Raw genomic sequence first — 23,290 nt, 5'->3', positions numbered from 1 at the left:
CAAACTAAATAAACATAACGAATGAACATACTGGAAAATTACAAGGTGTTGTTGTGGGATTTTGATGGCGTGATTATGGATTCTATGCCCATCAGGTCCAAGGGCTTTGAAGTGGTGCTGGAGCAATATCCCAAAGAACAGGTTGAAGAGCTTTTGACTTTCCATAAGATCAACGGGGGACTGTCCCGGTATTTTAAGTTCCGGTATTTTTTTGAGGAAATCAGGAAGGAGCCGGTTACTGAAGATCAGGTGCTGGCACTGGCTGATGATTTTTCAAAGATCATGCTTGGCCTGCTGATGGATGAGAAGTTGCTGATAACGGACAGCGTGTCGTTTATCAAAAGCAATTATCAAAACTACGAGATGCACATCGTTTCGGGCTCGGATGGAAAGGAGCTGCGCCAGATCAATGATGCGCTGGGGCTGTCACCATACTTCAGGACCATCAACGGATCACCTACACCCAAGAAAGAACTGGTAGCCAACATCCTCGAAGAATACCAGTATCCCAGGGATGAAGTCATCCTGATCGGGGATTCCATCAATGATTATGAAGCGGCACAGTTCAACCAGATCTCCTTTGCCGGGTATAATGAAGAATCGCTGAAAACTATCTCTGAGAACTATATAGAACAGTTTAACATCAAGGTTTCCAAATGAGATTAAGCATCTTTAAGACCGTGATTTTTGAGGGTTTAACCCGTTTCTTTACACTTGCGGTTGTATTGCTGGTGTCGAGGAACTTCTCAGTTGCTACCTACGGTTACTTTACGCTTTTCATTACCATTACCTCCATCGGGCAGACGGTGATCGACTTTGGATCTCAGAATTTTGGAGTAAAGGAGCTGATCAAACTGAAAGACATCACCGATATCAAAACGCTGGTACGTACGGTCAGTACGTTCAGGTTTATTGGTTTTGTGCTTTGGGTGGTCTTCTCCATTGTATACTCATTGTTCATTGAGGATGCATTTTCATTTGCGGTGTTGTTGATTGTGTGGGGACTCATTTATCTTTATTACTGCGACTGGATACTGAAGGGTGTGGGAAAGATTTCCAGTCAGGCGCTGATCAACATGATCACCAACGGACTGGGGGTGCTGGTGCTTTACGTGCTGATCCTTAATAAATCACACCTGAGTACTGATGCATTGATTACGCTGGGGAAAATCGCCCCTTTATTGGCCTCAGGTATCATCTCCATCCTGGTGCTACGTTCAATGACCAAGACCAACCTGGTGTTTCAGCCGGTACAAAAGACCTGGCCCAAAGCGCATTTCAAGGAAACCATGCTGTTTACCACCGGGAGCTTCTGCGCGCGTGCATACAATTCCATTGGTCTGATCTTAGTTGGGTTTCTGACTGATAAAGTGACGCTTGGCCTCATCTCTTACGCCTTTACTTTTTACAATATCTTCAGCATGGGCAGGTCGATCCTGATCACCTCCGTTTATCCTTACTTCTGTAAGCTGGAACGGCATAAAGCGCTTAAGCTGGCGATGTACCTGAATCTATTCGCAACTGCCTGTTTTGTGATTTTCCTGATCATCTACCTTAATTTTTCTGATCAGATCATCCACATCATTGTGCCGAGTGAAAATGTGATCTCCGAGATCACCAGGTTTAATTTTAATGTAGGCGTAGCCTTGATCGGGACAGTTTGTATGTCCTTTTTCACCATTACATTTCTTCAGGCATTTGAAGGAGGGGCTATTTTTAACCGTCTGACCATCTACGGGCTCATCATTGTAGTGGTGCTCAACCTGCTGAGTTATGCCTTTGGCTATCTGGCCTATAGTTCTATTTTATCGTTACTGGTTGCAGAGCTGCTGATTTCCATCTGTTCCTATTATCACATTTTTAAAAAGAAGTCAATTGAAAACATTAGTCAATAGGTTATTTCTCGCCCTGATCGTATTGCTGCCATGGCATTCACTGATCATCAACGGATATATCCGGAAGTTCATTCCGCCAATTGTGTTGTGGAAGGAGCTGGTGGTGGTGTCGTTGCTCATCATCGCCTTTACCTACAAGGGGGCGAAAATCAACAGCGGGCGATGGTTGATCATTATTGCTACGGTTTTCCTGCTGACGGCCCATTTGCTGTTTAACAGCGTCGGGCTGCAGGCATTGCCCAGTTACCGGATTTATATGTTCCCGATATTTCTTAGCATCTCCCTCTTTAAACTGGGGGAGCTGATCGACTGGGAGAAACTTGTCCGTTGGTTTGTGATCTCTGCTTTTGCGATGGCCGTGTTCACCATTGTACAACAGCTGTTCCTCGGTGAAGCCATCTACCTGAATGCGGGTTATCCGACAAATACCTTTAGCGAGGACAAGCTGAACTTTACCTTTTACATTGGCTTCGGACTGTTGCAGCGTGGAGCTGGTGGATTTATCGCACCGATTCCTTATAGTGTTTACCTGATCCTGGCGTTGGTGCTGCTTTTTAAATATAGGGACATCTTTGATGCTAAACATTACCGCATCATAGGTATGGTGCTCAACATCAGTCTGGTGCTGACATTTACCAGGTCGACCATTGCAAGTTACCTCTTGTTTTTCATCTTACCTTATACCAAGATTTTCACTTTTAAAACGTTAAAGATCCTCATTGCTTTTGTAGGGATCATGATTGTCCAGTTTTTCATAGTACCAGCCTCCATACAGGAGATGGAAATGGGTACACTGGATACTTTCTGGAGCAATAGTACTTCGCTGGAGGACAGTAGCTCTGCGGGCCACTTTGAAAGTCTGGAGCGCGGGTTACGCATTGCCTGGGAGAACATCGGCACCGGTCTCGGGCTCGGGACTGTAGGTTCACAGACGGCAGCATTCTCTAACGAGGCACTGGTGATTGAATCCGGCTTCCTGTCGGTCATCATTGAACTTGGCTTGTTGTCGGCGGTATTTGTATTCCTGGCCTATCCACTGATGCATTTCAAGAAAGGATCTATATCCACGGTGATCCTGTTGGTTTACCTGGCAGTGTCCTTTCTCTTACCCCTGGTCCACTATGTGGAGCTATCATTTTTAATTTTAATATGCATTGAAGCATTAAATAAAGACAGAACTATATATGTTGATCATCGTAGGCAGCCCATGGCAGGCGCTCTTAGCTAAGAGCTATATTCTTAAAGAAAAAATTGAGCATCCGCAGTATGTGATTGAGAAGTCTTCTCCAAAATCCTACGCTGAGATTATCAAAATCCTCAATGTAGGGGAGGCGGACATCCGCATCACCATCGAGTGGGGCAGGCTTTCGGTGTTGTCTTTTGACAAAGCGAAGAAGGCTTCCGCTTATATCGACGAGATCCTCACTAACCTAAAGGAGGAGTACTTTCAGAAAGTAGAGACGGTACTTGTCTTTTCCGAGCAAACGGTGTTTTTCAAAATCTTTTATGATGTTTTTGGCGATACAAAAACTTATCTGAAATCTGAAGATGGCATCCTCGACTATCTTTCTAAGCTGAAACACCATGGCGTGACGAAGAAGATTGCCGGTTATCTGCTGATGGGGGCAAAAACCAAGTACTACGTGTACAAAAGTTATTTTCCCATTTTCCGTAAGGTGATCATGTTCCGTAAAATGACGGAAGTGAGCGGTGACCAGTATGTGCCCTTAACCAGCCTGAAGAAGGAGTTTCTTACTGTATTAAAAGAGGCATACGCCCTTGGAGGAGCAGAGGTTGGCTTTAAAGATAAAGATGTGCTCCTCATCACACAATCGCTTTCGGAGGATAAGGTGATGTCTCTCGAAGAAGAGATGAAACTGTATGAGAAGTTCATTCAGCGTTGCAATGATCTTAATCTTAGTGTGATCATCAAACCACACCCGAGGTCTTATCCTGAGAAGATCCAGGCCCTTACGACGCTGACTTCCCAGCATGTCCAGTTTTTTGAAGACTATGGCATCCCTGCGGAGTCTATGCTGCTCAGCGGAAAATTCAAAGAGGTGGTGGGGATCTATTCCAATACCATCATTTATGCCAACGAATTTTTCGGCGTAAAAGGGATCTCTCTGCTGACACCGGGCGTGATTGACTTACTTAAACAAAAAGAAAAGAAAAGATTCGACTATATCTACAGTCGCCTGAAGGAGTACTTCAGTGAAGACTATACTGTTTTTCAATAATTTACCAATAAATTTTAGCTATGCCGTACCGTTTTATTTTAATGTTTATACTATCCGTAACAGCGCTCTTTTCAACAACCGCAAAAAATGATGAAGATGATGTGCCTGCAAACAACAAAATACAACTCGGCGCCTACTACTTTGATGGCTGGACAGGGGAGTACCCCCAGCACATCACCTCGCACTTGAAAGAATCTTTTGCCAACAGAAAGCCGAAATGGGGCTGGGTAACCAGTTCGCAGGAGATTGTAGACGAGCAGATCATGATGGCCTCGGATGCCGGACTGTCGTTCTTCAGCTTCTGCTGGTACTATAGCGGTAAGAAGAAGTTTCAATCTGAGCCACTCAACAATGCCCTGCGTTATTACAACTCTTCGAAATATAAGTCGAAGCTGAAGTTTTGCCTGATGGTTGCCAATCATGAGGGGTTTTTCATTGGCCCAAACGAATGGGTGGATGCGAAGGCAGAATGGATCCTTCAGTTCAAGAAAAGCAATTACCTGAAGGTTGACGGAAAGCCGCTGGTGATTTTGTTTTCGGTACCCAGCCTGGTGAACAAATTTGGTTCGGAGGTCAATGTGAAAAGAGCATTGCAGTCACTTCGCAATGACGCCATCAAAAATGGATTACCAGGGGTGACGATTGCCGCATGCGTTTCAGGATACCGGAGCAGCATTGTAGAAGCCCAAAACTGCGGCTTTGATATCCTTACAGGTTATAACTACCACAGTTCTGGGTTTAAAGCCGGTTCTACAGAGATCCCGATCTCCAATATGCAGGCAGCAGAAAACCAGATGTGGAACAACATTGCTTACGTTAGCCCATTAAAATTCATTCCTGTAGCCACCCTAAACTGGGACCCACGGCCATGGGCCAATGCGGGTAACGGGTATGATAAGGCTCCTTATTTCGTGGGATATTCTGAGAAATCGGTCTATAAGTCGGTTTCATCATTAATTGACTGGATTAATAAAAACAAGTGGGAGACTCCCAAGGAAAGGATCGGCCTGTTATATGCATGGAATGAAAACGGGGAGGGAGCCTATCTGACCCCTTCTCAGGAGGGAGATGATAACCTGTTACGCGGCGTACAAAAAGCTTTAAAAGAAAAATAAATGAATGCAACACCAAAACCCATAAAGATCCTTTTGGATGCACATATTTTTGACCATTCCTTTCAGGGAACGGCGACTTATATCTATGGTTTGTACACTGCGCTGGTTGCTTTCGAGCGACTGGAGATTACGCTCTGTGCCCATGATGTTGACAACCTCAAACAGTTGTTCCCGGACCCGAGGTTTAAGTTTGTTCAGCTCAATGCCGCTGGTCGTATGAAAAGGCTGATGACAGAGTACCCGAGGATCATAAAAGAAGGAGGTTATGATTACGCACATTTTCAATACATCGTCCCCTTTGTTAAAAACTGCAAATTCATCAATACAGTCCACGACCTGCTCTTTCTGGAGTTCAAACAGTATTTCCCATGGTCATACCGCGTCAGCAGGAAACTGATGTTTTATGCTTCGGCAAAACGATCAGACCTTATACTAACAGTTTCTGATTATTCGAGGATCGACGTGGCCAAAAAATTTGGCATCAAAATATCCGATATCCATGTGACGCCAAATGCCGTAAGTCCGGCGGAGCCCTCTGATGTAAACATCCTCGAAAAATATGGGCTTAAGAAATACCTTCTTTATGTCAGCCGCTTTGAGCCCCGTAAGAACCACATCGGTTTATTGCAGGCTTATTTAAAGCTGAAGCTGTACGAGCAGGGTTACCATCTGGTATTTATAGGCAGCAAAAAAGAACAAATAGAGCTGAACGCTTATGAGGAACTTCAGAAGCTGATCCACGCAGATGCCCGTCCTTTTATTCATTTCAAGGAAAAGCTGAGCTGGCCGGACCTGAATGCATTCTACCAGCAGGCAGACTGTTTTGTATTCCCGTCGCTTGCTGAAGGTTTCGGTATTCCGCCGATAGAAGCAGCGATGAATGGCTGTAAGGTGTTGAGTTCAAACCAGACGGCGATGTCCGAGTTCAGCTTTTTCAAGTACCTGTTTGATCCCAATGACCAGACTGCATTTGAAAACCAACTGGCGGCCGTGCTGGCAGATGACAATTATCCTTTTGAGGAAATTAAAGAGGCCATCACGAATAAGTACAACTGGCAGGTTATTGCAGAAAATTTTTATCATCTCATCATTAACGACCACAATTAATTTAACCACATATGCGCATAGCGATAATCGGAACTAGAGGGATACCCAACTATTATGGTGGCTTTGAACAGTGTGCAGAATATCTGGCACTGGGTTTAGTCAAACGGGGATATGAAGTGATTGTTTATAATTCTCATAACCATCCATATCAGGAGAAAGAATGGAACGGCGTGAAGCTGATCCATTGTTATGATCCTGAAAATAAGATAGGTACTGCCGGGCAGTTCATTTATGACCTCAATTGCATCGTTGATGTGAGAAAAAGGAATTGTGACATCATCCTCCAGCTGGGATATACCAGCAGCTCTATCTGGGGATGGATGTTGCCGAAAAAGGTTGTGGTCACCACCAATATGGACGGATTGGAATGGAAGCGTACCAAGTATTCGGAGAAAGTGAAGAAGTTTCTCCGGTATGCCGAAAGCCTGGGCGTCAAGTACAGTGACCACCTGATCTCGGATTCTATTGGCATCCAGGATTATCTCAAAGAGAAGTATCAGAAGGATTCCACTTTTATTGCCTATGGTGCCACAGCTTTTGAGAAGCCTGATGTGAGCGACCTGGATGCATATGGGCTGATCCCTCAGCAGTATGACATGCTCATTGCCAGGCTCGAGCCTGAAAATAGCATTGACGTAATCCTCGAGGGGGTATCCCTGGCAGGTCTCGATCGGCCTTTTCTGGTTGTGGGCAAACATGAGACAGCATATGGTGAATACCTGAAACAGAAATACGCAGCATATACTCAGATTCGTTTTATAGGTGGGATTTATAACATCAACATATTGAACAACCTGAGGTATTACTCCAACATCTATTTTCATGGACATACTGTTGGCGGTACGAATCCTTCTTTACTGGAGGCTATGGCGTCCAACAGCCTGATCTGTGCAAATGACAACCCTTTTAACAAGTATATTCTGGAAGGGGATGCAATCTACTTTCAAACTGCGCAAGAAGTAAGGGAGCATTTGCTGAGCGTGGTATATGATGAGGAACACTATCAAAAGATGTTAAAGAACAACATGGCTAAAATCAATGACATCTACGACTGGGAGATCATCACGGATCAATACGCCGCACATTTCGAAAGTGTGAAAGGTATCATCAACAGATAGTATCACTCCCAGTCTGCTTCTTTGGAATTGAAGTAAGAGAGAGGTTGAGATCAAAGGGTTATCTTTTTAATATTAATCCCCTGCAATGAAAACATTGACAGGGGATTTTTATTGATGATGGGAGCGGTAAAGCGCGTTAATCGGGTATATTAAGTTTCTTTTTCATCAGTTCGTAGTTTTCCAGGTCTTTTTTTGGAAGGCTGGAGATCAGGCTTCCGCCTGGGATGATGACATAGCGATACTGCAGTAACGTCGATAGTGCGACACTACTTGAGTTGTCGGCTGTAAACCTGGTGATGACGATCCGGTTGAAGAGCGGCATAAAATTGATGATATTGCTTTTTCCACCTGCAAAACTGGTGTAAGGAAGTGGCATGACTCCTCCTCCATAGGTGAAATATACCAGTATCGTTCCAGAATTCAGAACTGAAGTACTGATTGACTTGGCAGTAATGTATCCCACCTTTAACTTGGAGTTGTCAATAGTGGTGTCGCTGAAAGCCTTGGCATATTGCCATCCCGAATACATGATTCCGGAGGTTCCCGCAGGACCTTTTAGTGAAACACCGATACCCCAGCCTGCGGTCAGCTTAGGGCCATACAGGGTGTAACTGGTCTTGTCCAGGTAGTAGTCGTTGACGGCCCCGATGTTGGCTGCAGGGGCGCCTGATCCATTCAGGATCTTATTTCCGTTCGTGCCATTGCTGCCGTTTGCACCATTTTGACCGGCGGGTCCCTGGATTCCATTGGCCCCCAGCATGGAAAAGCCGGTACCCCAGCTGCCATCAGGCTTTTTAGGTCCGTAAAATTTACTTGTGCTCAGGTCGAGGTAGAAGTCGCCTACGGCACCGATCGAGGTTGCAGGTACTGCGTTGCCGCTCAGTACCGTACTCCCGGCTGGCCCGGCTATACCTGAATCTCCTTTTTCCCCCTGCAGGCCCATTTGTTTCTTGCAGGAATAGAGAATTGTACAGGACATGAACACCAGGCACATCGCTGTCAGAAGTTTAGATGAAGTCATAACGAATTGATTTAATGTTGGTTGAAAATAGGTAGCCTTGTTCAATCCATTTTTGTCAATAACATGAAGCAGGTGTTTAGAGTCGTGAACAGGTAGAAATAATGAGCGAGATCTAAATCCTGGCTGACATGGTGCTGCAGCATATTCATCTATAAAAAAGCCCCCAGATTTCTTTGGGGGCGGTGTATTATGCCTTGTCAGTAGGCAGGTCAGATTTTGAACGCTGCTATTAAAGGCTTTTGACGACTTTAAGCTGTAGTCCGAAGCTGTTGTTCAGTAATTTTCCCTGATCGAGGGCAGTAGCAAATCCCATTCTGTAGCCTTTATTAAATTGTTTCATGCTTTCGAGGAAAACAGAGAACTGCTGTACCGGCACAAAAAGGTTGGTGGTTTGCGGGTTTCTGATTGAACCAGTAGAGCCACCATATTCGCTTGTTCCAAAAGTACCATAGTTCCAGGAGTAGGAAACTTTTGAGGTAAAGTTCCACTGGTTTAAACTTCCGGAGAGGCCTAAGTGTAATGCGATGATCCTGTTATTGATGAAGTAATCTGCGTAGCGGTAAGCCTGACCCTCCCGGGCCTGATTTCTGGCGGTAATGAAGGGGTTACCCATGCCGAGGTCTTTATAAGACCATCCTTCAAGATAATAGAAGTTGTTGTAATAATCCTCATCACCCGATTTCGTAGGCTTGGACCAAGGATAACCCGCCTGGTCCTTAGAATAGAATACTTCAAAAAGAGCCTTTTTCCATCTGAACCCGCGGTTGTTGTCGTCAAAATGTTTGTTTTCTATGCTAATTCCATTCAGTCCGTCGGCGATGTTGGCCAGTTTTGACAACGCACCCACATCATAAAGGTTTTGTCGGTATAACATCAGCTTGAAGTTATCAAACTCATATTCAGCACCCACATCAAGTGAGCCCAGCTGGTTACCTATTTTAGAGGTGGGCACCCCTCTGGCGCCATAAGCTTTACCTGTGGCTACATAAAACAAAGATTCCAGTGTGGAAAGATCAAAGTTAGGTCCGTAAGCTTCTTTTTCATTACCCCAGTATACCTGATGGTTGAACCCACCATAAAGCTTCAGTCGCCAGTCCTTTTTTCCAAGTCGCACATACAAAGACTTCTGGTGCAGGTAGGTTTGCGGGTATCTGTTGTTGATGGGGAAAGCGGTACCTCCATTCGTCGAGGACCCGACGGACTCGAGGATAAATACTTTGCCTACCCAACCATGAGCGAAGTTTCCTTTGAAGGCAAATAGTCCGTTGAATACAGGAATGGTATAATATTCAGGAATAGAGATTTCGACTTTCGGTATGCCCAGGGCATTTCCGGATACGGCGAAGTTTCCCGAGCTCAGGGTGGTATCGCCATTAAGTCCCATGACGTCCTTTGTGCGGCCGACTTTCAGCTGGAAGATGCTGGCTTTCACTTTTGCATAAGCCTCAATCAATTGGAGATTGGCATCTTTACCACCATTTGCACGGCCTTCAAAACCAAATCCCCAGTCGAACGCCTTTTTTCTTCCGGAGTTTAGATCTGCAGTAGACAGGGTGTCGTAATCTTTACGCATCCTGGCAAGGAAACTACCAGAGGCCCCGGACAGCGGGATAGATCCATATTGGTTAGACCTCATCCAGAACGGAACGGTACTATTTGTGGTTCCGATGGCCTGAAGTTCTAATTCGGCGCTGATGTTTCTTATGCCCTGCGACCGCGCTTCTGCTGCGAGCAACAGTAGGGTGGATGAAAGGATAATGAGGCGCTTATTCCTGGTTAGCTTGGTGCGTTTATAATTCATAGGATCGATTAAGGTAGAAGATTTAGTTTTAGCGCTGATTTAGGTGAACCGTTCTCCAAAGCTGATGCTCATTTGGTTGACAACCTCTTTGATTTCCTGCTCATGAGTTTTTGGATAGATGAGCAATGCATTTCCTTCATCGACAACAATAAAGTTATCCAGGCCCCTGATGATGGCTAGTTTATCATTGTTGATGTGTATGATGCTGTTACTGGTGTCCCTGATATTTGCTTGAGTGGCAGAGACCACATTATTTTCCTCATTTTTCGGTGCCGCTTCGTAAAGGGAAGCCCAGGTACCGAGATCAGACCAGCCGAAGTCGGCCGGGATCGTATAGACATTTTCCGCCTGTTCCATGATGGCATAATCTATAGATATGCTTGGCGCAGTTGGGTAGTGTTCATCAATAAAAGCTTGTTCATCAGCGGTATTATAGAGCTCATTTCCTTTATTAAATAAGGTATGAATTTCTTCTACATAGCGTTGGAGGCTAGCCAGGATAGAGCTGGCTTTCCAGATGAAAATCCCTGCATTCCACACATAATTGCCTTCACTAAGAAAAGCTTCCGCTTTCTCCAGTGATGGCTTCTCAGTAAAACGGACTACCTTATGGATCCCACCTTCACTTTCTTCGGCATATTTAATATATCCATAACCTGTATCAGGCCTTGTAGGATTGACGCCAAGCGTCACCAGCGCTTCATGCTGTTTGGTGTAATCTAATGCCTGTTGTATTTTCTCAATAAAAACATCTTCATAGAGTATAAAGTGGTCAGACGGCGCAACAACAATATTCGCATCGGGATTGATGGCGTTCAGTTTAAAGGAAGCATAGGCAATACAGGGAGCGGTATTTTTCCTGCTGGGTTCACAAATCAACTGGCCTGGATCAATGCCATGAAGTTGTTTGCAAATGATGTCCTTGTATTGACTATTGGTGACAATGAAAATGTTTTCTGCGGGACAAAGTTTCAAAAAACGCTCGTAAGTCAGCTGAAGTAATGATTTTCCTATTCCCAGGATGTCTATAAATTGTTTAGGGAATGCATTTCGGCTTTTAGGCCAGAACCGGCTGCCGACACCGCCAGCCATAATTAGTACAAAGTTGTTATTCTCCATTCGTCATTTTTTAGTGCTGCAAATTTTAACGTGCGCTTCGTGGTAAAGGTGGTGGCTTTAGGAAATAAAACCTAATGCTATAAGTCAAATTTGATACCAACTTATTCCGCGCGGTTGTTTCCTGAATTTATAACTAATTAAGTGCTGAAAAAGCGGTTGTCTGGTGAAATGAAAAAAGATAAAATGCATTAATTAACAATTATTTGATGATAAAATAATGAGGCTAACTGTTATTTAAACGGTTTTTCCGAAGATTATTGTAATTGCCGACAGCATTTGTAGCATTAGCGACGTAGGACCTCATTGTACTTATGATTATGGTATTATTATTGAATGTAAACATGTTAAGAATATAAGTTTCCGCTGCACTAACTATTTAAAACAAGAATAATGACTAAAAAAATCTTAATTACTGGAGGAGCTGGCTTTATCGGCTCTCATGTTGTTCGTCGGTTTGTAAAAAAATATCCTGATTACAGCATTTTTAACCTGGATAAATTGACATATGCGGGCAATCTGCTGAATTTAACGGATGTTGAAGATGCTGCCAATTACAAATTTGTCAAAGGGGATATCGTAGAAGCTGAATTTATCAATGACTTGTTCAGGACTCATGATTTTGACGCCGTTATCCACCTCGCAGCTGAATCTCATGTAGACCGTTCCATTGCAAGTCCAATGGATTTTGTGATGACCAATGTGATTGGTACGGTTAACCTGCTGAATGCGGCCAGGGAATACTGGAAAGGAGCTTATGACAAAAAACGTTTCTATCATGTATCCACAGATGAGGTTTATGGCGCACTAGGTGAAACAGGCATGTTTACCGAAAGCACTTCTTACGATCCACATAGTCCTTATTCAGCTTCTAAGGCGAGTTCAGATCATTTTGTGCGTGCATATCATGATACCTACGGCCTGGATGTGGTGATCTCCAACTGTTCCAATAATTATGGCTCTCATCATTTTCCTGAAAAGCTGATCCCATTGGCCATCAACAATATTAAGAACAACAAACCTGTTCCGGTTTATGGTAAGGGGGAAAATGTGCGCGACTGGTTATGGGTTGAAGATCATGCAAGAGCGATAGATGTCATTTTCCATGAAGCAAAAACTGGCGAAACTTATAATATCGGTGGTCATAACGAGTGGAAGAATATCGACCTGATCAAACTGCTGTGTGGCATCATGGATGAAAAGCTGGGCCGCGAAGCGGGAACTTCTGAAAAACTGATTACTTATGTGACGGATAGGGCAGGCCATGATTTACGTTATGCCATTGACTCGTCCAAGCTGCAGCAAAAACTCGGATGGGTTCCAAGTCTTCAGTTTGAAGAGGGCTTAAAGAAAACTGTGGACTGGTACCTGGAGAATGAAAAATGGCTGGATGATGTAACCTCATTTAACTATCAATCCTATTACGAAAAACAGTATGCAGAGCGCTAAATAGTGTTGCACATCTCCTCAAATTGAGGTGTTGCTCATCTATTCACGTATTGATTCAATTTACACTTAAATAAGATTATAATATATTATATGAAAGGAATAATTCTGGCAGGTGGGAGCGGTACGCGCCTGCATCCGCTGACACTTGCAATGAGTAAACAAATGATGCCGGTTTATGATAAACCCATGATTTACTACCCTTTATCTACATTAATGCTTGCTGGGATTAAAGAAGTACTGATTATTTCCACACCACATGACCTTCCTAATTTTGAAAAACTTCTTGGTGACGGAAGTAGCCTGGGCTGTAAATTTTCTTATGCTGTACAGGAGCAGCCAAATGGACTCGCTCAGGCATTTGTCATTGGGGCAGATTTCATTGGCAGGGACAAGGTAGCATTGGTATTGGGTGACAATATTTTTTACGGGGAGGGTATGTCTAAGTTGCTGCAAGCCAGTGCAAACCCAGAAGGAGGAGTCGTGTTTGCCTATCAAGTTTCGGACCCGGAACGTTACGGTGTGGTGGAATTCGACGGGCAGAACAAAGCCATTTCCATCGAAGAGAAACCAGTGGCCCCGAAGTCTGATTACGCCGTACCAGGTCTGTATTTCTACGATAATAGCGTAGTCGAGATCGCGAAAAATATAAAGCCTTCTCCTAGAGGGGAATATGAAATTACCGACGTAAATAAGGTCTATCTGGAACAAGGAAAATTAAAGGTCGGCGTGCTAAGCAGAGGTACTGCATGGCTGGATACCGGAACCTTTAATTCATTGATGCAGGCTGGACAGTTTGTGCAGGTAATTGAAGAACGGCAAGGTTTGAAGATAGGTGCTATAGAGGAGGTTGCGTATAGAATGGGGTATATTGACAAGGATCAGCTGGCCGCTGTAGCTACCCCTCTAGTAAAAAGCGGATATGGACAGTATTTATTGAAATTAATCAAATAATTATCTGTAGCCTGAGCGATAGTATTTGTAGCAATAATTGTTTGTATCATTTTCAGTACAATCTGCAGGAAGGTTTGAAAAATCCACTCTGAGGCGCCTTTAAGCTCGGTTATAACTGGTGTGTATTTTGGACACTAAGCCTCAGAGTGAATTGTTAAATATACAAGCCGTATTAATTTGAATTTTATGTTTTTCCTTGACGATCAGGTGATTTATCTTCAAATAAGCCGTTTTTTTTAATACTGAGGCGTTTTAGGTAAAATTCCGAGTGTTTTATCGATTAAAACGATGTTATTTTGCTGATTTTCCAAGTTTTACTACAAAAAAGAGGTAACGAATTTTTTTTCGAATAAAAACATTCCTGTTTTTGATACTTTTTGTGAGCAAGAGGGCCGATCATGGATTTATTTTCATTTTTCGTTAACATGAATTTAATCTTCTCGGCACAGTATTTTTTCAACTGGAATAGTTATTGTAACAATTGGGTAGCCGCAAGGCCTTACATCGTTCATCCTACTTAAATATACCCATTATGCAAACACGTTATTTGTATCTCCTCAAGTATATTCTGCCCATCACAGATATACTCATGCTGAACCTGGTTTACTTTCTTTCTTATTATGTGACTGGGTATTTTGGAAAAGAAGTTTCTTATGATCTTGTTCAGCATTATGTGATTGTATGTAACCTGATCTGGTTATTCAACACTTTGTTTTTCCGTTTGTATACGGACTATGGGGCACGTCGCCTGGAGCGCATTTATCGCGGAACATGGAGAAGTATCCTGATGCACGCGGTATTGTTTTCGGTTTACCTGTTATTTGAGAAAGATGTGGCATTCTCGAAAACATTTTTAATCATATTCTATCTGTTACTTAGTGCGTCGTTCCTGCTTAACCGTTTTATCGGAACAGCACTTCAGTTTCTGTTGATCAATAAATTCAGTGTGACCAAGAAAGTAGCGGTAATGGGTGAAAATCCTACTGGAAACCGATTGGCCAGCTACCTTACCAAACAGTTGAACGTTGACTTCTATGGAGTGATTGCCAAGTCTGACAAAAACATCTACAGTGAGCAAACCGGGATGTTGTCTGATTTTGCGATTGCAGAAATGCAGACTGCTGCTGCACATGGGGTAGAAGATCTATATGTAGCTGTTCCACCGGAAAAGTTCTCTGGAATCCATACCTTGGTTCGTGAGGCTGATAAACAATGTCTGCGCCTGAAGTTCATACCTGATATTGCCGGATCTTTAGCTACGCCTTATAACATTTCTTATATGGGTGGTGAGTTTCCCATCATCAGTCTACGTAACGAGCCTTTGGAGCTCATGAGCAATAGGTTTAAGAAGAGAGCCTTTGATATTGTTTTCAGCGGTTTGGTAATTGTTTTTATACTGAGCTGGTTATATCCGATCATCGCGTTGCTGATTAAACTGCAGAGCCCGGGGCCGGTTTTATTCAAACAACTCCGCAGTGGACGTAATGATGAACCTTTCTGGTGTCTGAAATTCCGAAGCATGAAGGTGAACGGCAATAGCGACAAGAAACAGGCAACGAAAGACGATGACAGGATCACTGCCATCGGAAAGTTCCTTAGAAAGACAAGTCTCGATGAATTGCCTCAGTTCTTCAATGTTTTTGCTGGTAGCATGACCGTTGTTGGTCCAAGACCGCATATGTTAAGCCACACCGAAGAGTATAAAGCACTGATCAGCCAGTTTATGGTGCGCCACTTCATGAAACCAGGAATTACAGGCTGGGCACAGGTAAATGGCTTTAGGGGTGAGACTAAAGAAGATGGTGCCATGGAGAAACGTGTTCAGCATGACATCTGGTATCTTGAAAACTGGACTGGTATGCTGGATGTGAAGATCATCTTTATGACCATCATCAATGTATTCAGAGGCGAGGAAAACGCTTACTAAATCGCCAGATATCCCTGCTTGACAAATATTGTAAAACACCTGAAGGACTATAGTTTCTTCAGGTGTTTTTGTTTATTGGTTTACGGTAGTGCCTGGTAAACAGTCGTTTTCATGTAAAGGAATTAAAACATTCTTTTGTTTCGCAGCAACATATTAAACAGAAAGTATAGGCTTAAAAAAATCAGTATTGAACTGAGCAGGTCAATGGACAGCGACACCGGATCAAAATTAGTAAATTGTTCCATCTCTCCCGTTCTCAAACTCTGACCTACGCCCATTTTATAGAATGTAAGGGGAAATCCCATGGCTGTCTCCGAATCATACGCCATTCCATTTTCATAGGAGATGCAGGTAAGGAGCCCGAAGATGACTATAGTTCCAAAGAAATAGGTCAATATTTTAGTTTGTCTGTTTAGTTGTCGCATCGGTATGATCATTCAATTATATCGTAAATATAGAATAGATCTTTATATATCTGTTAACCCGGACTTTTTAGCATCATGACGGCTTAAAGAATACAGGATTACACAGGAAAGCGGTTGGACAGCCCAATCCAGGGAAAGTTGGCAATATTTTTAATAGAACAGTGGAAATGTTGGTGCAACAACATCTGAAATATTTGTTCCGTTCGGAAAATTTGCTAAATAATTTGAATATTGCGCCAGATTGCATTCGTAATTGAGCTATAAGACAATCATACCATCAAATTTATAAAGGGAAATGGGGCAAGGAAGACAGAAACTCATCAATGAAGCCGAATTGTTCGCTGGATTGGCTAAAGGTGACGAACGCTGTTTTGAAGCCGTTTATCATCACTACTCCGCGCGGCTTTTTCCCTATGTTGACAAAATGGTCCGATCAAAAGCGCTGACAGAAGAAATCATACAGGACATATTTGTGCAGCTCTGGATCAACCGGCATCTGCTGCTGGACGTAAAATTTCCGACCTCATATTTGTTTAATATCGCAGCAAACAAAACACTGAGCTACCTTAAAAAAATAGCGAACACTCATAAGCTTGTCGACAAGATGGCTATGGGCCAGGCGACTTATAGCAATGACACTGAGGAACAGCTGATGGTGAAGGAAAGCAAGCGGGTCATCGAGATGGCGGTAGCACAATTACCAGAGCAGCGTCGTCTGATCTGGGAACTTAGCCGGAACCAGGGACTTAGCCATAAACAGATCGCTGCGCATCTGGGCATTTCGACAAGCACAGTGAATAACCAGTTGGGCCACGCCATGCAGTTTCTGCGTAAAAGTCTGGAAAATCGCGCGGATATACTCAGTCTTTCAATAATTATATTGCTGACAGACAGTAAGTTGTAATTTATTCTGTTTATTGGATAGTTATAGTTTCGCTGGGCATACTCTTATCCCTGAATAGCAAGCACAATTGAAGCGTAAATAACGAGATGTCGCAGCCACCATTATCTTCTGAAATTCTTTTACAAAAGTTCATCCACCATGAATCCTCTGAAGGAGAAGTGAGAGCACTGTTCCAATTAATTGGGGAAGAAAAAAATGATGCAGTCTTTATCAGGCTGTTGGAAACCGATATGGAGCTGGCCGATTTAGCTGCGGCTGATGAAGATGATCAAAAGCGCAGGGACCAGGTGTTGCTGAAAATTAAAGAGGTCATCCATGTGATTGATGGCAGAGCCCCTGTACCGGTAAATAGAATGAACTACAAGTGGTTTGCTGTTGCAGCTGTGATAGCAACTATGCTCACTGGCGTATGGCTCTTCCATGACCACTGGAAAAATGTCGATGTCAGCCAGAGCGTGGTGGTCACAAAAGACATTCCCCCAGGTAAAGTTGGTGCGACCCTGACTTTAGCAGATGGCAGGAAGATCAGTCTAAATGGTGCAGTAAAAGGAATGCTGGTAGAAGAATCTGGTATGGTAGTTCGTAAATCTACAAACGGTCAGTTGGAATATGCATCTACGGGATCTGGTATTGACCCTTCCAGGCTCAATACTTTGTCGACCGCAAATGGGGAAACTTACAACGTTCGTCTGCCAGATGGCTCATTGGTATACCTGAATGCTGCTTCCAGTCTGACCTATAGCATGGGCTTGAATGAGGCTGGAAAGCGAATTGTCAGGTTGAGTGGTGAAGGATATTTTGAAGTGGCCAAGGATAGGAAGCACCCATTCATTGTGAAAACAGGTAACCAGGAAGTCGAGGTATTGGGCACACACTTTAATGTCAATAGCTATCAGGATGAGTCTTCAATTGCTACTACCCTGGTGGAGGGGGCAGTGAAGGTAAGCGCAAATGGTACACAGCGGGTGATCCAACCTGGAGAGCAGAGCAGGAGCAATGGAGCTGGCATTACAGTAGGCCGGGTGAACGTGGAAAGCGTTACCGATTGGAAGGATGGTGATTTTAACCTGAATAGGGTAAACTTTAAAACTGCCATGCGTAAAATAGCGCGCTGGTATGACGTAGAGGTAATCTATGATCCCTCAGTACCAGAAGAGCTGGAGTCAGGAGGTTGGATTTCCAGGAGCAATAATTTATCAACCGTTTTAAAGTCCATTGAAAATACCGGATTTGTGAAGTTCCGGATGGAGGGAAAAAAGCTATATGTTTTCAAATAAGACATCATTTCCGATAACAATGTGATAATTAATAGAAGTATTTACTAAACATCAACAGATGAAGAAAACCCTACGATAGCTATAAAAAAAACAACCAGACCTTAGAAAGATCTGGTTGAAGTTTGGCGTCAGTCAAAGAAATCAACTAGAACCGCAGTTGCCTTGTCCGTGGAAAGAAGAGGCATCTTGCTCAACCAAACCAAGCAAATGTATAAAAAATATACCAGGAAATTTGTCGTATCCCGGCAGGTATGCCACAACTTATTGCTAATTATGCGACTCACCGCCGTTATATTACTAGCATCTCTTTTACAGGTCAGTGCAGCGACATTTGGCCAGCGCATTACGATCAATCGGAAAAACATGCCTCTTGAATCCGTCTTGAAGGAGATCAGGAAACAAAGTGGATACGATGTTTTTTACGATAGTAAAATCATCCCGAAGGAACAGCGGGTAGACATCAGCTTAGCTCATGCCAGTCTGGAAGAAGCGCTGCGCACCGTGTTTAAAGACGTCGAATTGGTTTACAAAATTGAAGGTAAAATCATCTCCATCCGAGCTAAAAGCCGACCCGGTTACCTGGAGTCACTGGTTGCCCGACTACAGTCATTTGATGTGTCAGGTCGAGTGGTAGACATCCAGTTGAGGCCACTCTCTGGAGTTACATTAAGGGCCGAGAATTCAAATGCGGGCGCAGTTACCGATAGGAATGGTAGGTTTTTAATCAAAGGGATCAATGAAGGGGATATTCTGTCTTTTTCCTATATCGGTTATCAGACCGTTCAGATTCCGGCCAGGCCCGATATGGGAGTGATTGCCTTACAGCCGGCTACATCTAAGCTGGATGAGATACAAGTAATCGCCTATGGAACCACCAGTCGCAGGTTAAGTACTGGGAATATCACAACCGTGAAAGCTGACGATATTGAGAAACAACCGGTCAGCAATGCCTTACTGGCATTGCAGGGAACGGTACCGGGTATGACTGTTGTGCAAGCCGGGGGATTCCCGGGAACTGGTGTCACTGTACGTATACAGGGGCAGAGCAGTTTAACCCGTGGGAGCGATCCCTTGTATGTCGTCGACGGAATACCCTACCCTTCACAAACGCTGCCCGACTCCTACAGTCCCCAGGGAGGATCAGGCAGGGCCGATGGAGGGGTGAGCCCCTCTGGTGCCAGCAGCACCATCAACCTGATCAATCCTTCAGATATTGAGTCGATCACCATCTTGAAAGATGCGGATGCCACTTCCATTTATGGTTCCCGTGCGGCGGCTGGCGCAATCCTGATCACTACCAAAAAGGGAAAAGCTGGAGACACAAAGGTGGAGGCGAACATTCAGCACGGCTGGGCCCGGATGAACCGGCGACTGGAGCTACTGAACACAGCACAGTACATCGAGTTGCGGGAGGAAGCTTTGAAGAATGATGGATTGACTGCCGGGCCGCAGGATTACGATATCAATGGTACCTGGGACCGAAACCGCTATACCGACTGGCAGGACGAACTGCTGGGTAATACTGCAGGGTACACTGACGCACAGCTGGGAATCTCGGGAGGAACTGAGCTGACGCAGTTCCGGATCTCCGGTGGTTACAACAGACAGACCACGGTTTATCGCGACAACTATTCGGACAGCAAAGCGTCCATCAGTAGTGTGATCACCAATACTTCTGCAAACAGACGATTTAAGACGCAACTGAATCTGCAGTACCTCAGGAGCATTACCAAACTGCCTACCCGTGAGCTCACCTCGATTGCCATGCGCCTTCCGCCGAATGCACCTGCTTTGTATCAGCCAGACGGTTCACTCAACTGGGCGGGTATCGAATCGGGAGGGTACACAACCTCAACCTGGGACAATCCCCTGTCTTATTTACTGGTGAAGAACCAAAGGACATTGGGGAGTCTGATTAGCAGTTTATCAATGAGTTATAAGATTCTGGAGCACTTAAACCTGTCCAGTACATTTGGATATTCCAATATGGATTCTGATGACCTGTTTACCATGCCTTTAACACGAGTCCGTCCGGAATACCGTTCTACAACGAGTCGGTATGCAACCTATGGCTATGGAAACCAAAGCACCTGGCAGGTAGAACCTCAGCTCGACTACCATAGAACAATTGGTAAGGGAACATTAAGTGTACTGGTGGGTGCGACATTCCTGGGACGGGATATGAACAAAAAGGAAACTGAAGGCGTTGGATACGCCAGTGATGATGTACTGGAGAACATGAGTGCTGCTACTGCATTGGCATCTTATGATTATGCGACCATTGCCTCACGTTATAAGTACAGTGCGATATTTTCACGCGTTAACTATAACTGGAATGATAAGTATATCGTCAATGCTACAGCGAGAAGAGATGGATCATCCCGTTTTGGCCCCGAGAATCTGTTCAATAATTTTGCTTCCGTAGCTGGTGCATGGATTTTTTCCAATGAAAAGTTTGTCGATGAGCTGTTGCCGGCTTTGAGTTTTGGTAAATTGAAAGTCAGTTATGGTACAACTGGAAGCGATCAGATCGGGGATTATCAATTTATGGAGTTGTTGGCGAATAGCAGTTATTTTACTCCCTATCAGCAGGCGAATGCCTTGTCCATCCTGACGCTTGCCAATCGCAACCTGCAATGGGAGGAAACAAGAAAGCTATCAGCCGGAATTGATCTGGGATTTTTTAAGGACAGAATTCTATTAAACCTGAACTACTATCGCAACCGCTCGTCAAATCAGCTTTTGGACTACAACCTTCCTTACACCACCGGTTTTGGTTCGGTGACACAAAACATGCCTGCCACGATACAGAATTCCGGCTGGGAGATCTCATTGAATACGGTGCCTGTACAAAATCAGCAGTTCAGCTGGAAGAGCAACCTGAATTTTACAGTTGCTGGCAACAAACTGATCAGATTTGACGACCTGGGCCAATCCAGTTATGCTACAACGTATGAGGTTGGTCAGCCACTGTCTTTCTTGAGGCTGTACAGGTATAATGGTGTGGATCCCACAACAGGCCTTTTTCAGTTTTTTGACAGGAATGGCAATCTGACCAGTAACCCATTGTATATCTGGTATGAGAACCATGATGCCGTAGAAATTGTAGATCTGACGCCTGATTTTTACGGTGGATTTCAGAACTCTTTCAGTTATAAGGGGATTCAGCTGGATGTACTCTTTCAATTTACAAAACAGAAGGGGTTAGACCAGAATGTGGCGGGGTTCTCGCCAGGGTCGGCCTACAATGGGTTTGCTGGCGGAAACCAGTCTGTCGCGATATTGGACAGGTGGAAATCCCCCGGCGACCAAGGTAAGCACTATCAGAAGGTAAGTTCATATTACCCTTCAGAACTGTATCTGGCCTCGAGTGCTTATGGTGTGAGTGAAGGAGTGGTTACAGACGCATCGTACGTGAGGCTAAAAAATATCAGCTTGTCCTGGTCATTGCCATCTATGTGGCTGAATAAAATGAGGGTGAACGGCCTTCGTATCTATACGCAGGGACAAAACATCTTTACCATCACCAAGTTCCCGGGCCTGGATCCAGAGACATTATCCAGCACCAGCTTACCGCCATTGCGGACCATCACCATCGGCGCTCAATTAACCTTATAATCTGACAAGACATGAAATTAGACCAAAATATTTACTTTTTTTTCAATCGTATGATTGCAGGAAGTCGGATGGGAATGTTGCTGATCGTGTTCAGCTGTTCGTTCTATTCCTGTAAGAAATTTATAGAGATCGATCCGCCAGTTACTTCCACCACTATTGAAAAAGCCTATAAAGACGATGCCTCTGCAATCGCCATTATGACGGATGTTTATGCCGATCTCGGCTATGGATCGGTAAGCGAGGGAATCATGGGGTTGTCCTCGTCCATACCGGCGCTGCTCTCGGATGAATCTGTTTTATTTAGCACAACGCTTATAGACCGGAATGACGTGTACCGAAATGCTTATGTGAGCACAAATAATGTATTTACAAGGAGCTGGAACAGACTATATGAGATCATTTATGTCAGCAATTCGGTGCTCAGTAACTTAGAGGGCACACCACGCTATCTGCAAATGTGATCAGACAACTGAAGGTGAAGCGAGATTTATGCGTGCGCTATGTTACTTCTATCTACTAAACTATTTTGGAGACGTGCCACTGGCATTGACAACAGACTACAGGGTGAATGCCACTTTACCGCGGTCTCCGAAGGAAGAGGTCTGGCGTCTGGTCATCAATGACCTGCAGCAAAGCGCTTTACTATGCAGCGAAAATTTTCTGAATGCAAGTTTTGACCAGGCTACAGAAGAACGGGTACGTCCAACTAAATGGGTTGCCCTTGCCCTGCTTGCCAGGGCAAGTTTATACACGGAGCACTATGAGCGGGCAGACAGCGCTGCTACAGCAGTAATTGACCAATCATCACGATTTGAACTCATACCAGTAAATGGGGAGTTTCTGAAGAATAGTAGAGGTGCGATATGGCAAATTCAACCGACCAATTCAAATACTTACAGGAATGCTGCGGAAGGCCGGTATTTCGTTTTAACTGCAGGTGGGCCGGTTACCTACATGGAAGACCAGAGTACTTTCCTCAATGAAACAATGGTAAATGCGTTCAAGGCAGAGCCCGGCGATGCGCGGGTAAGCAGCTGGATCAATTCAGTATCCGCTAATGGCAACTTATACTACTTTGCCTACAAATACAAAATTGGATCCGAAAATGTGCCGACACAAGAATATTCTACACGGTTTCGGCTATCTGAGCAGTATTTGATCCGTGCTGAAGCACGTGCCATGTTGAACAATATTACCGGAGCCCGTGAGGACATAAATGCGGTCAGAGGGCGTGCCAATCTTGGTGAGAGCCCTGCAGGCGACCAGCTGGCATTACTTAATGCCGTAGAAAAGGAGCGGCGCATTGAATTATTTACAGAAGGGCAC

General features: G+C 44.2%; 19 protein-coding genes. 15 read left to right on the top strand and 4 right to left on the bottom strand.

The window, feature by feature from the left end; genetic code table 11:
* Positions 1–21: 21 nt before the first annotated feature.
* The 7 genes from PBAL39_RS19720 to PBAL39_RS19690 are packed head-to-tail and all read left to right on the top strand — an operon-like array spanning position 22 to position 7,475.
* Positions 22–660 (top strand): HAD family hydrolase, encoded by a 639-nt coding sequence (locus tag PBAL39_RS19720; RefSeq protein WP_008244865.1) that lies wholly within the window; start codon positions 22–24, stop codon positions 658–660.
* Positions 657–1,895, top strand: coding sequence for an RfbX protein (locus tag PBAL39_RS19715; protein WP_008244864.1), 1,239 nt, complete (start codon positions 657–659; stop codon positions 1,893–1,895). The genes PBAL39_RS19720 and PBAL39_RS19715 overlap by 4 nt, the downstream gene beginning before the upstream one ends.
* On the top strand, positions 1,876–3,123 hold the full coding sequence (locus PBAL39_RS19710) for a hypothetical protein (protein WP_008244863.1): 1,248 nt from the start codon (positions 1,876–1,878) through the stop codon (positions 3,121–3,123). The genes PBAL39_RS19715 and PBAL39_RS19710 overlap by 20 nt, the downstream gene beginning before the upstream one ends.
* Entirely contained in the window at positions 3,080–4,135 is a 1,056-nt protein-coding gene (locus PBAL39_RS19705) for an alpha-2,8-polysialyltransferase family protein (protein WP_008244861.1), read from the top strand. Before PBAL39_RS19710 ends, PBAL39_RS19705 begins: the two co-directional genes overlap by 44 nt.
* Before the next feature lie 41 nt (positions 4,136–4,176).
* On the top strand, positions 4,177–5,250 hold the full coding sequence (locus tag PBAL39_RS19700) for a glycoside hydrolase family 99-like domain-containing protein (protein ID WP_008244850.1): 1,074 nt from the start codon (positions 4,177–4,179) through the stop codon (positions 5,248–5,250).
* On the top strand, positions 5,251–6,357 hold the full coding sequence (locus tag PBAL39_RS19695; protein WP_008244842.1) for a glycosyltransferase family 1 protein: 1,107 nt from the start codon (positions 5,251–5,253) through the stop codon (positions 6,355–6,357).
* Between the two features lie 11 nt (positions 6,358–6,368).
* Positions 6,369–7,475 carry a DUF1972 domain-containing protein gene (locus tag PBAL39_RS19690; RefSeq protein WP_008244840.1) on the top strand — a complete coding sequence of 369 codons (1,107 nt, stop codon included), beginning with the start codon at positions 6,369–6,371 and terminating at the stop codon, positions 7,473–7,475.
* 136 nt (positions 7,476–7,611) lie between these two features.
* On the opposite strand, the gene PBAL39_RS19685 is transcribed toward PBAL39_RS19690, so the two are convergent.
* The 3 genes from PBAL39_RS19685 to PBAL39_RS19675 form a co-directional block, all read right to left on the bottom strand.
* A complete protein-coding gene (locus PBAL39_RS19685) occupies positions 7,612–8,496 on the bottom strand; it encodes a hypothetical protein (protein ID WP_039867209.1) in 885 nt (294 codons plus the stop codon).
* A 229-nt stretch (positions 8,497–8,725) separates the two neighbouring features.
* Positions 8,726–10,297 carry a capsule assembly Wzi family protein gene (locus tag PBAL39_RS19680; RefSeq protein ID WP_008244837.1) on the bottom strand — a complete coding sequence of 524 codons (1,572 nt, stop codon included), beginning with the start codon at positions 10,295–10,297 and terminating at the stop codon, positions 8,726–8,728.
* A gap of 39 nt (positions 10,298–10,336) precedes the next feature.
* Positions 10,337–11,416, bottom strand: coding sequence for a mannose-1-phosphate guanylyltransferase (locus PBAL39_RS19675; protein WP_008244835.1), 1,080 nt, complete (start codon positions 11,414–11,416; stop codon positions 10,337–10,339).
* Between the two features lie 390 nt (positions 11,417–11,806).
* Between PBAL39_RS19675 and rfbB the strand changes: the two genes are divergently transcribed.
* The 3 genes from rfbB to PBAL39_RS19660 all read left to right on the top strand — a co-directional run bounded on the left by rfbB (position 11,807) and on the right by PBAL39_RS19660 (position 15,740).
* Positions 11,807–12,862 carry a dTDP-glucose 4,6-dehydratase gene (rfbB, locus tag PBAL39_RS19670; RefSeq protein WP_008244826.1) on the top strand — a complete coding sequence of 352 codons (1,056 nt, stop codon included), beginning with the start codon at positions 11,807–11,809 and terminating at the stop codon, positions 12,860–12,862.
* 90 nt (positions 12,863–12,952) lie between these two features.
* On the top strand, positions 12,953–13,813 hold the full coding sequence (rfbA, locus tag PBAL39_RS19665; protein WP_008244824.1) for a glucose-1-phosphate thymidylyltransferase RfbA: 861 nt from the start codon (positions 12,953–12,955) through the stop codon (positions 13,811–13,813).
* A gap of 532 nt (positions 13,814–14,345) precedes the next feature.
* Positions 14,346–15,740, top strand: coding sequence for an undecaprenyl-phosphate glucose phosphotransferase (locus PBAL39_RS19660; protein ID WP_008244821.1), 1,395 nt, complete (start codon positions 14,346–14,348; stop codon positions 15,738–15,740).
* Between the two features lie 122 nt (positions 15,741–15,862).
* Here PBAL39_RS19660 and PBAL39_RS19655 read toward each other — a convergent pair whose 3' ends face one another.
* Positions 15,863–16,165, bottom strand: a complete 303-nt coding sequence (locus PBAL39_RS19655) for a hypothetical protein (RefSeq protein ID WP_157274121.1) — start codon at positions 16,163–16,165, stop codon at positions 15,863–15,865.
* Between the two features lie 295 nt (positions 16,166–16,460).
* On the opposite strand from PBAL39_RS19655, the gene PBAL39_RS19650 reads away from it, so the two are divergent.
* The 5 genes from PBAL39_RS19650 to PBAL39_RS19625 form a co-directional block, all read left to right on the top strand.
* Positions 16,461–17,069: an RNA polymerase sigma-70 factor gene (locus tag PBAL39_RS19650; protein WP_008244817.1), complete on the top strand. Its 609-nt coding sequence runs from the start codon at positions 16,461–16,463 to the stop codon at positions 17,067–17,069.
* Positions 17,070–17,155: 86 nt separating this feature from the next.
* Positions 17,156–18,346 (top strand): FecR family protein, encoded by a 1,191-nt coding sequence (locus tag PBAL39_RS19645; protein WP_008244816.1) that lies wholly within the window; start codon positions 17,156–17,158, stop codon positions 18,344–18,346.
* Between the two features lie 363 nt (positions 18,347–18,709).
* Positions 18,710–21,964, top strand: a complete 3,255-nt coding sequence (locus tag PBAL39_RS19635; protein ID WP_008244813.1) for a SusC/RagA family TonB-linked outer membrane protein — start codon at positions 18,710–18,712, stop codon at positions 21,962–21,964.
* A gap of 11 nt (positions 21,965–21,975) precedes the next feature.
* A complete protein-coding gene (locus PBAL39_RS19630) occupies positions 21,976–22,425 on the top strand; it encodes a hypothetical protein (RefSeq protein WP_008244811.1) in 450 nt (149 codons plus the stop codon).
* On the top strand, positions 22,412–23,290 hold an 879-nt coding region (locus PBAL39_RS19625), incomplete at its 3' end, for a RagB/SusD family nutrient uptake outer membrane protein (protein ID WP_255348739.1). The genes PBAL39_RS19630 and PBAL39_RS19625, both read left to right, overlap by 14 nt.

The sequence above is a fragment of the Pedobacter sp. BAL39 genome (assembly GCF_000170795.1).
Taxonomy (GTDB): domain Bacteria; phylum Bacteroidota; class Bacteroidia; order Sphingobacteriales; family Sphingobacteriaceae; genus Pedobacter.
This window is presented reverse-complemented; position numbering and strand designations above follow the sequence as displayed.

Coding starts and splice junctions, on each gene's coding strand:
- PBAL39_RS19720 (WP_008244865.1), top strand. CDS start 22: ATGAACATACTGGAAAATTACAAGGTGTTGTTGTGGGATTTTGATGGC.
- PBAL39_RS19715 (WP_008244864.1), top strand. CDS start 657: ATGAGATTAAGCATCTTTAAGACCGTGATTTTTGAGGGTTTAACCCGT.
- PBAL39_RS19705 (WP_008244861.1), top strand. CDS start 3,080: ATGTTGATCATCGTAGGCAGCCCATGGCAGGCGCTCTTAGCTAAGAGC.
- PBAL39_RS19700 (WP_008244850.1), top strand. CDS start 4,177: ATGTTTATACTATCCGTAACAGCGCTCTTTTCAACAACCGCAAAAAAT.
- PBAL39_RS19695 (WP_008244842.1), top strand. CDS start 5,251: ATGAATGCAACACCAAAACCCATAAAGATCCTTTTGGATGCACATATT.
- PBAL39_RS19690 (WP_008244840.1), top strand. CDS start 6,369: ATGCGCATAGCGATAATCGGAACTAGAGGGATACCCAACTATTATGGT.
- PBAL39_RS19685 (WP_039867209.1), bottom strand. CDS start 8,496: ATGACTTCATCTAAACTTCTGACAGCGATGTGCCTGGTGTTCATGTCC.
- PBAL39_RS19680 (WP_008244837.1), bottom strand. CDS start 10,297: ATGAATTATAAACGCACCAAGCTAACCAGGAATAAGCGCCTCATTATC.
- PBAL39_RS19675 (WP_008244835.1), bottom strand. CDS start 11,416: ATGGAGAATAACAACTTTGTACTAATTATGGCTGGCGGTGTCGGCAGC.
- rfbB (WP_008244826.1), top strand. CDS start 11,807: ATGACTAAAAAAATCTTAATTACTGGAGGAGCTGGCTTTATCGGCTCT.
- rfbA (WP_008244824.1), top strand. CDS start 12,953: ATGAAAGGAATAATTCTGGCAGGTGGGAGCGGTACGCGCCTGCATCCG.
- PBAL39_RS19660 (WP_008244821.1), top strand. CDS start 14,346: ATGCAAACACGTTATTTGTATCTCCTCAAGTATATTCTGCCCATCACA.
- PBAL39_RS19655 (WP_157274121.1), bottom strand. CDS start 16,165: ATGCGACAACTAAACAGACAAACTAAAATATTGACCTATTTCTTTGGA.
- PBAL39_RS19650 (WP_008244817.1), top strand. CDS start 16,461: ATGGGGCAAGGAAGACAGAAACTCATCAATGAAGCCGAATTGTTCGCT.
- PBAL39_RS19645 (WP_008244816.1), top strand. CDS start 17,156: ATGTCGCAGCCACCATTATCTTCTGAAATTCTTTTACAAAAGTTCATC.
- PBAL39_RS19635 (WP_008244813.1), top strand. CDS start 18,710: ATGCCTCTTGAATCCGTCTTGAAGGAGATCAGGAAACAAAGTGGATAC.
- PBAL39_RS19630 (WP_008244811.1), top strand. CDS start 21,976: ATGAAATTAGACCAAAATATTTACTTTTTTTTCAATCGTATGATTGCA.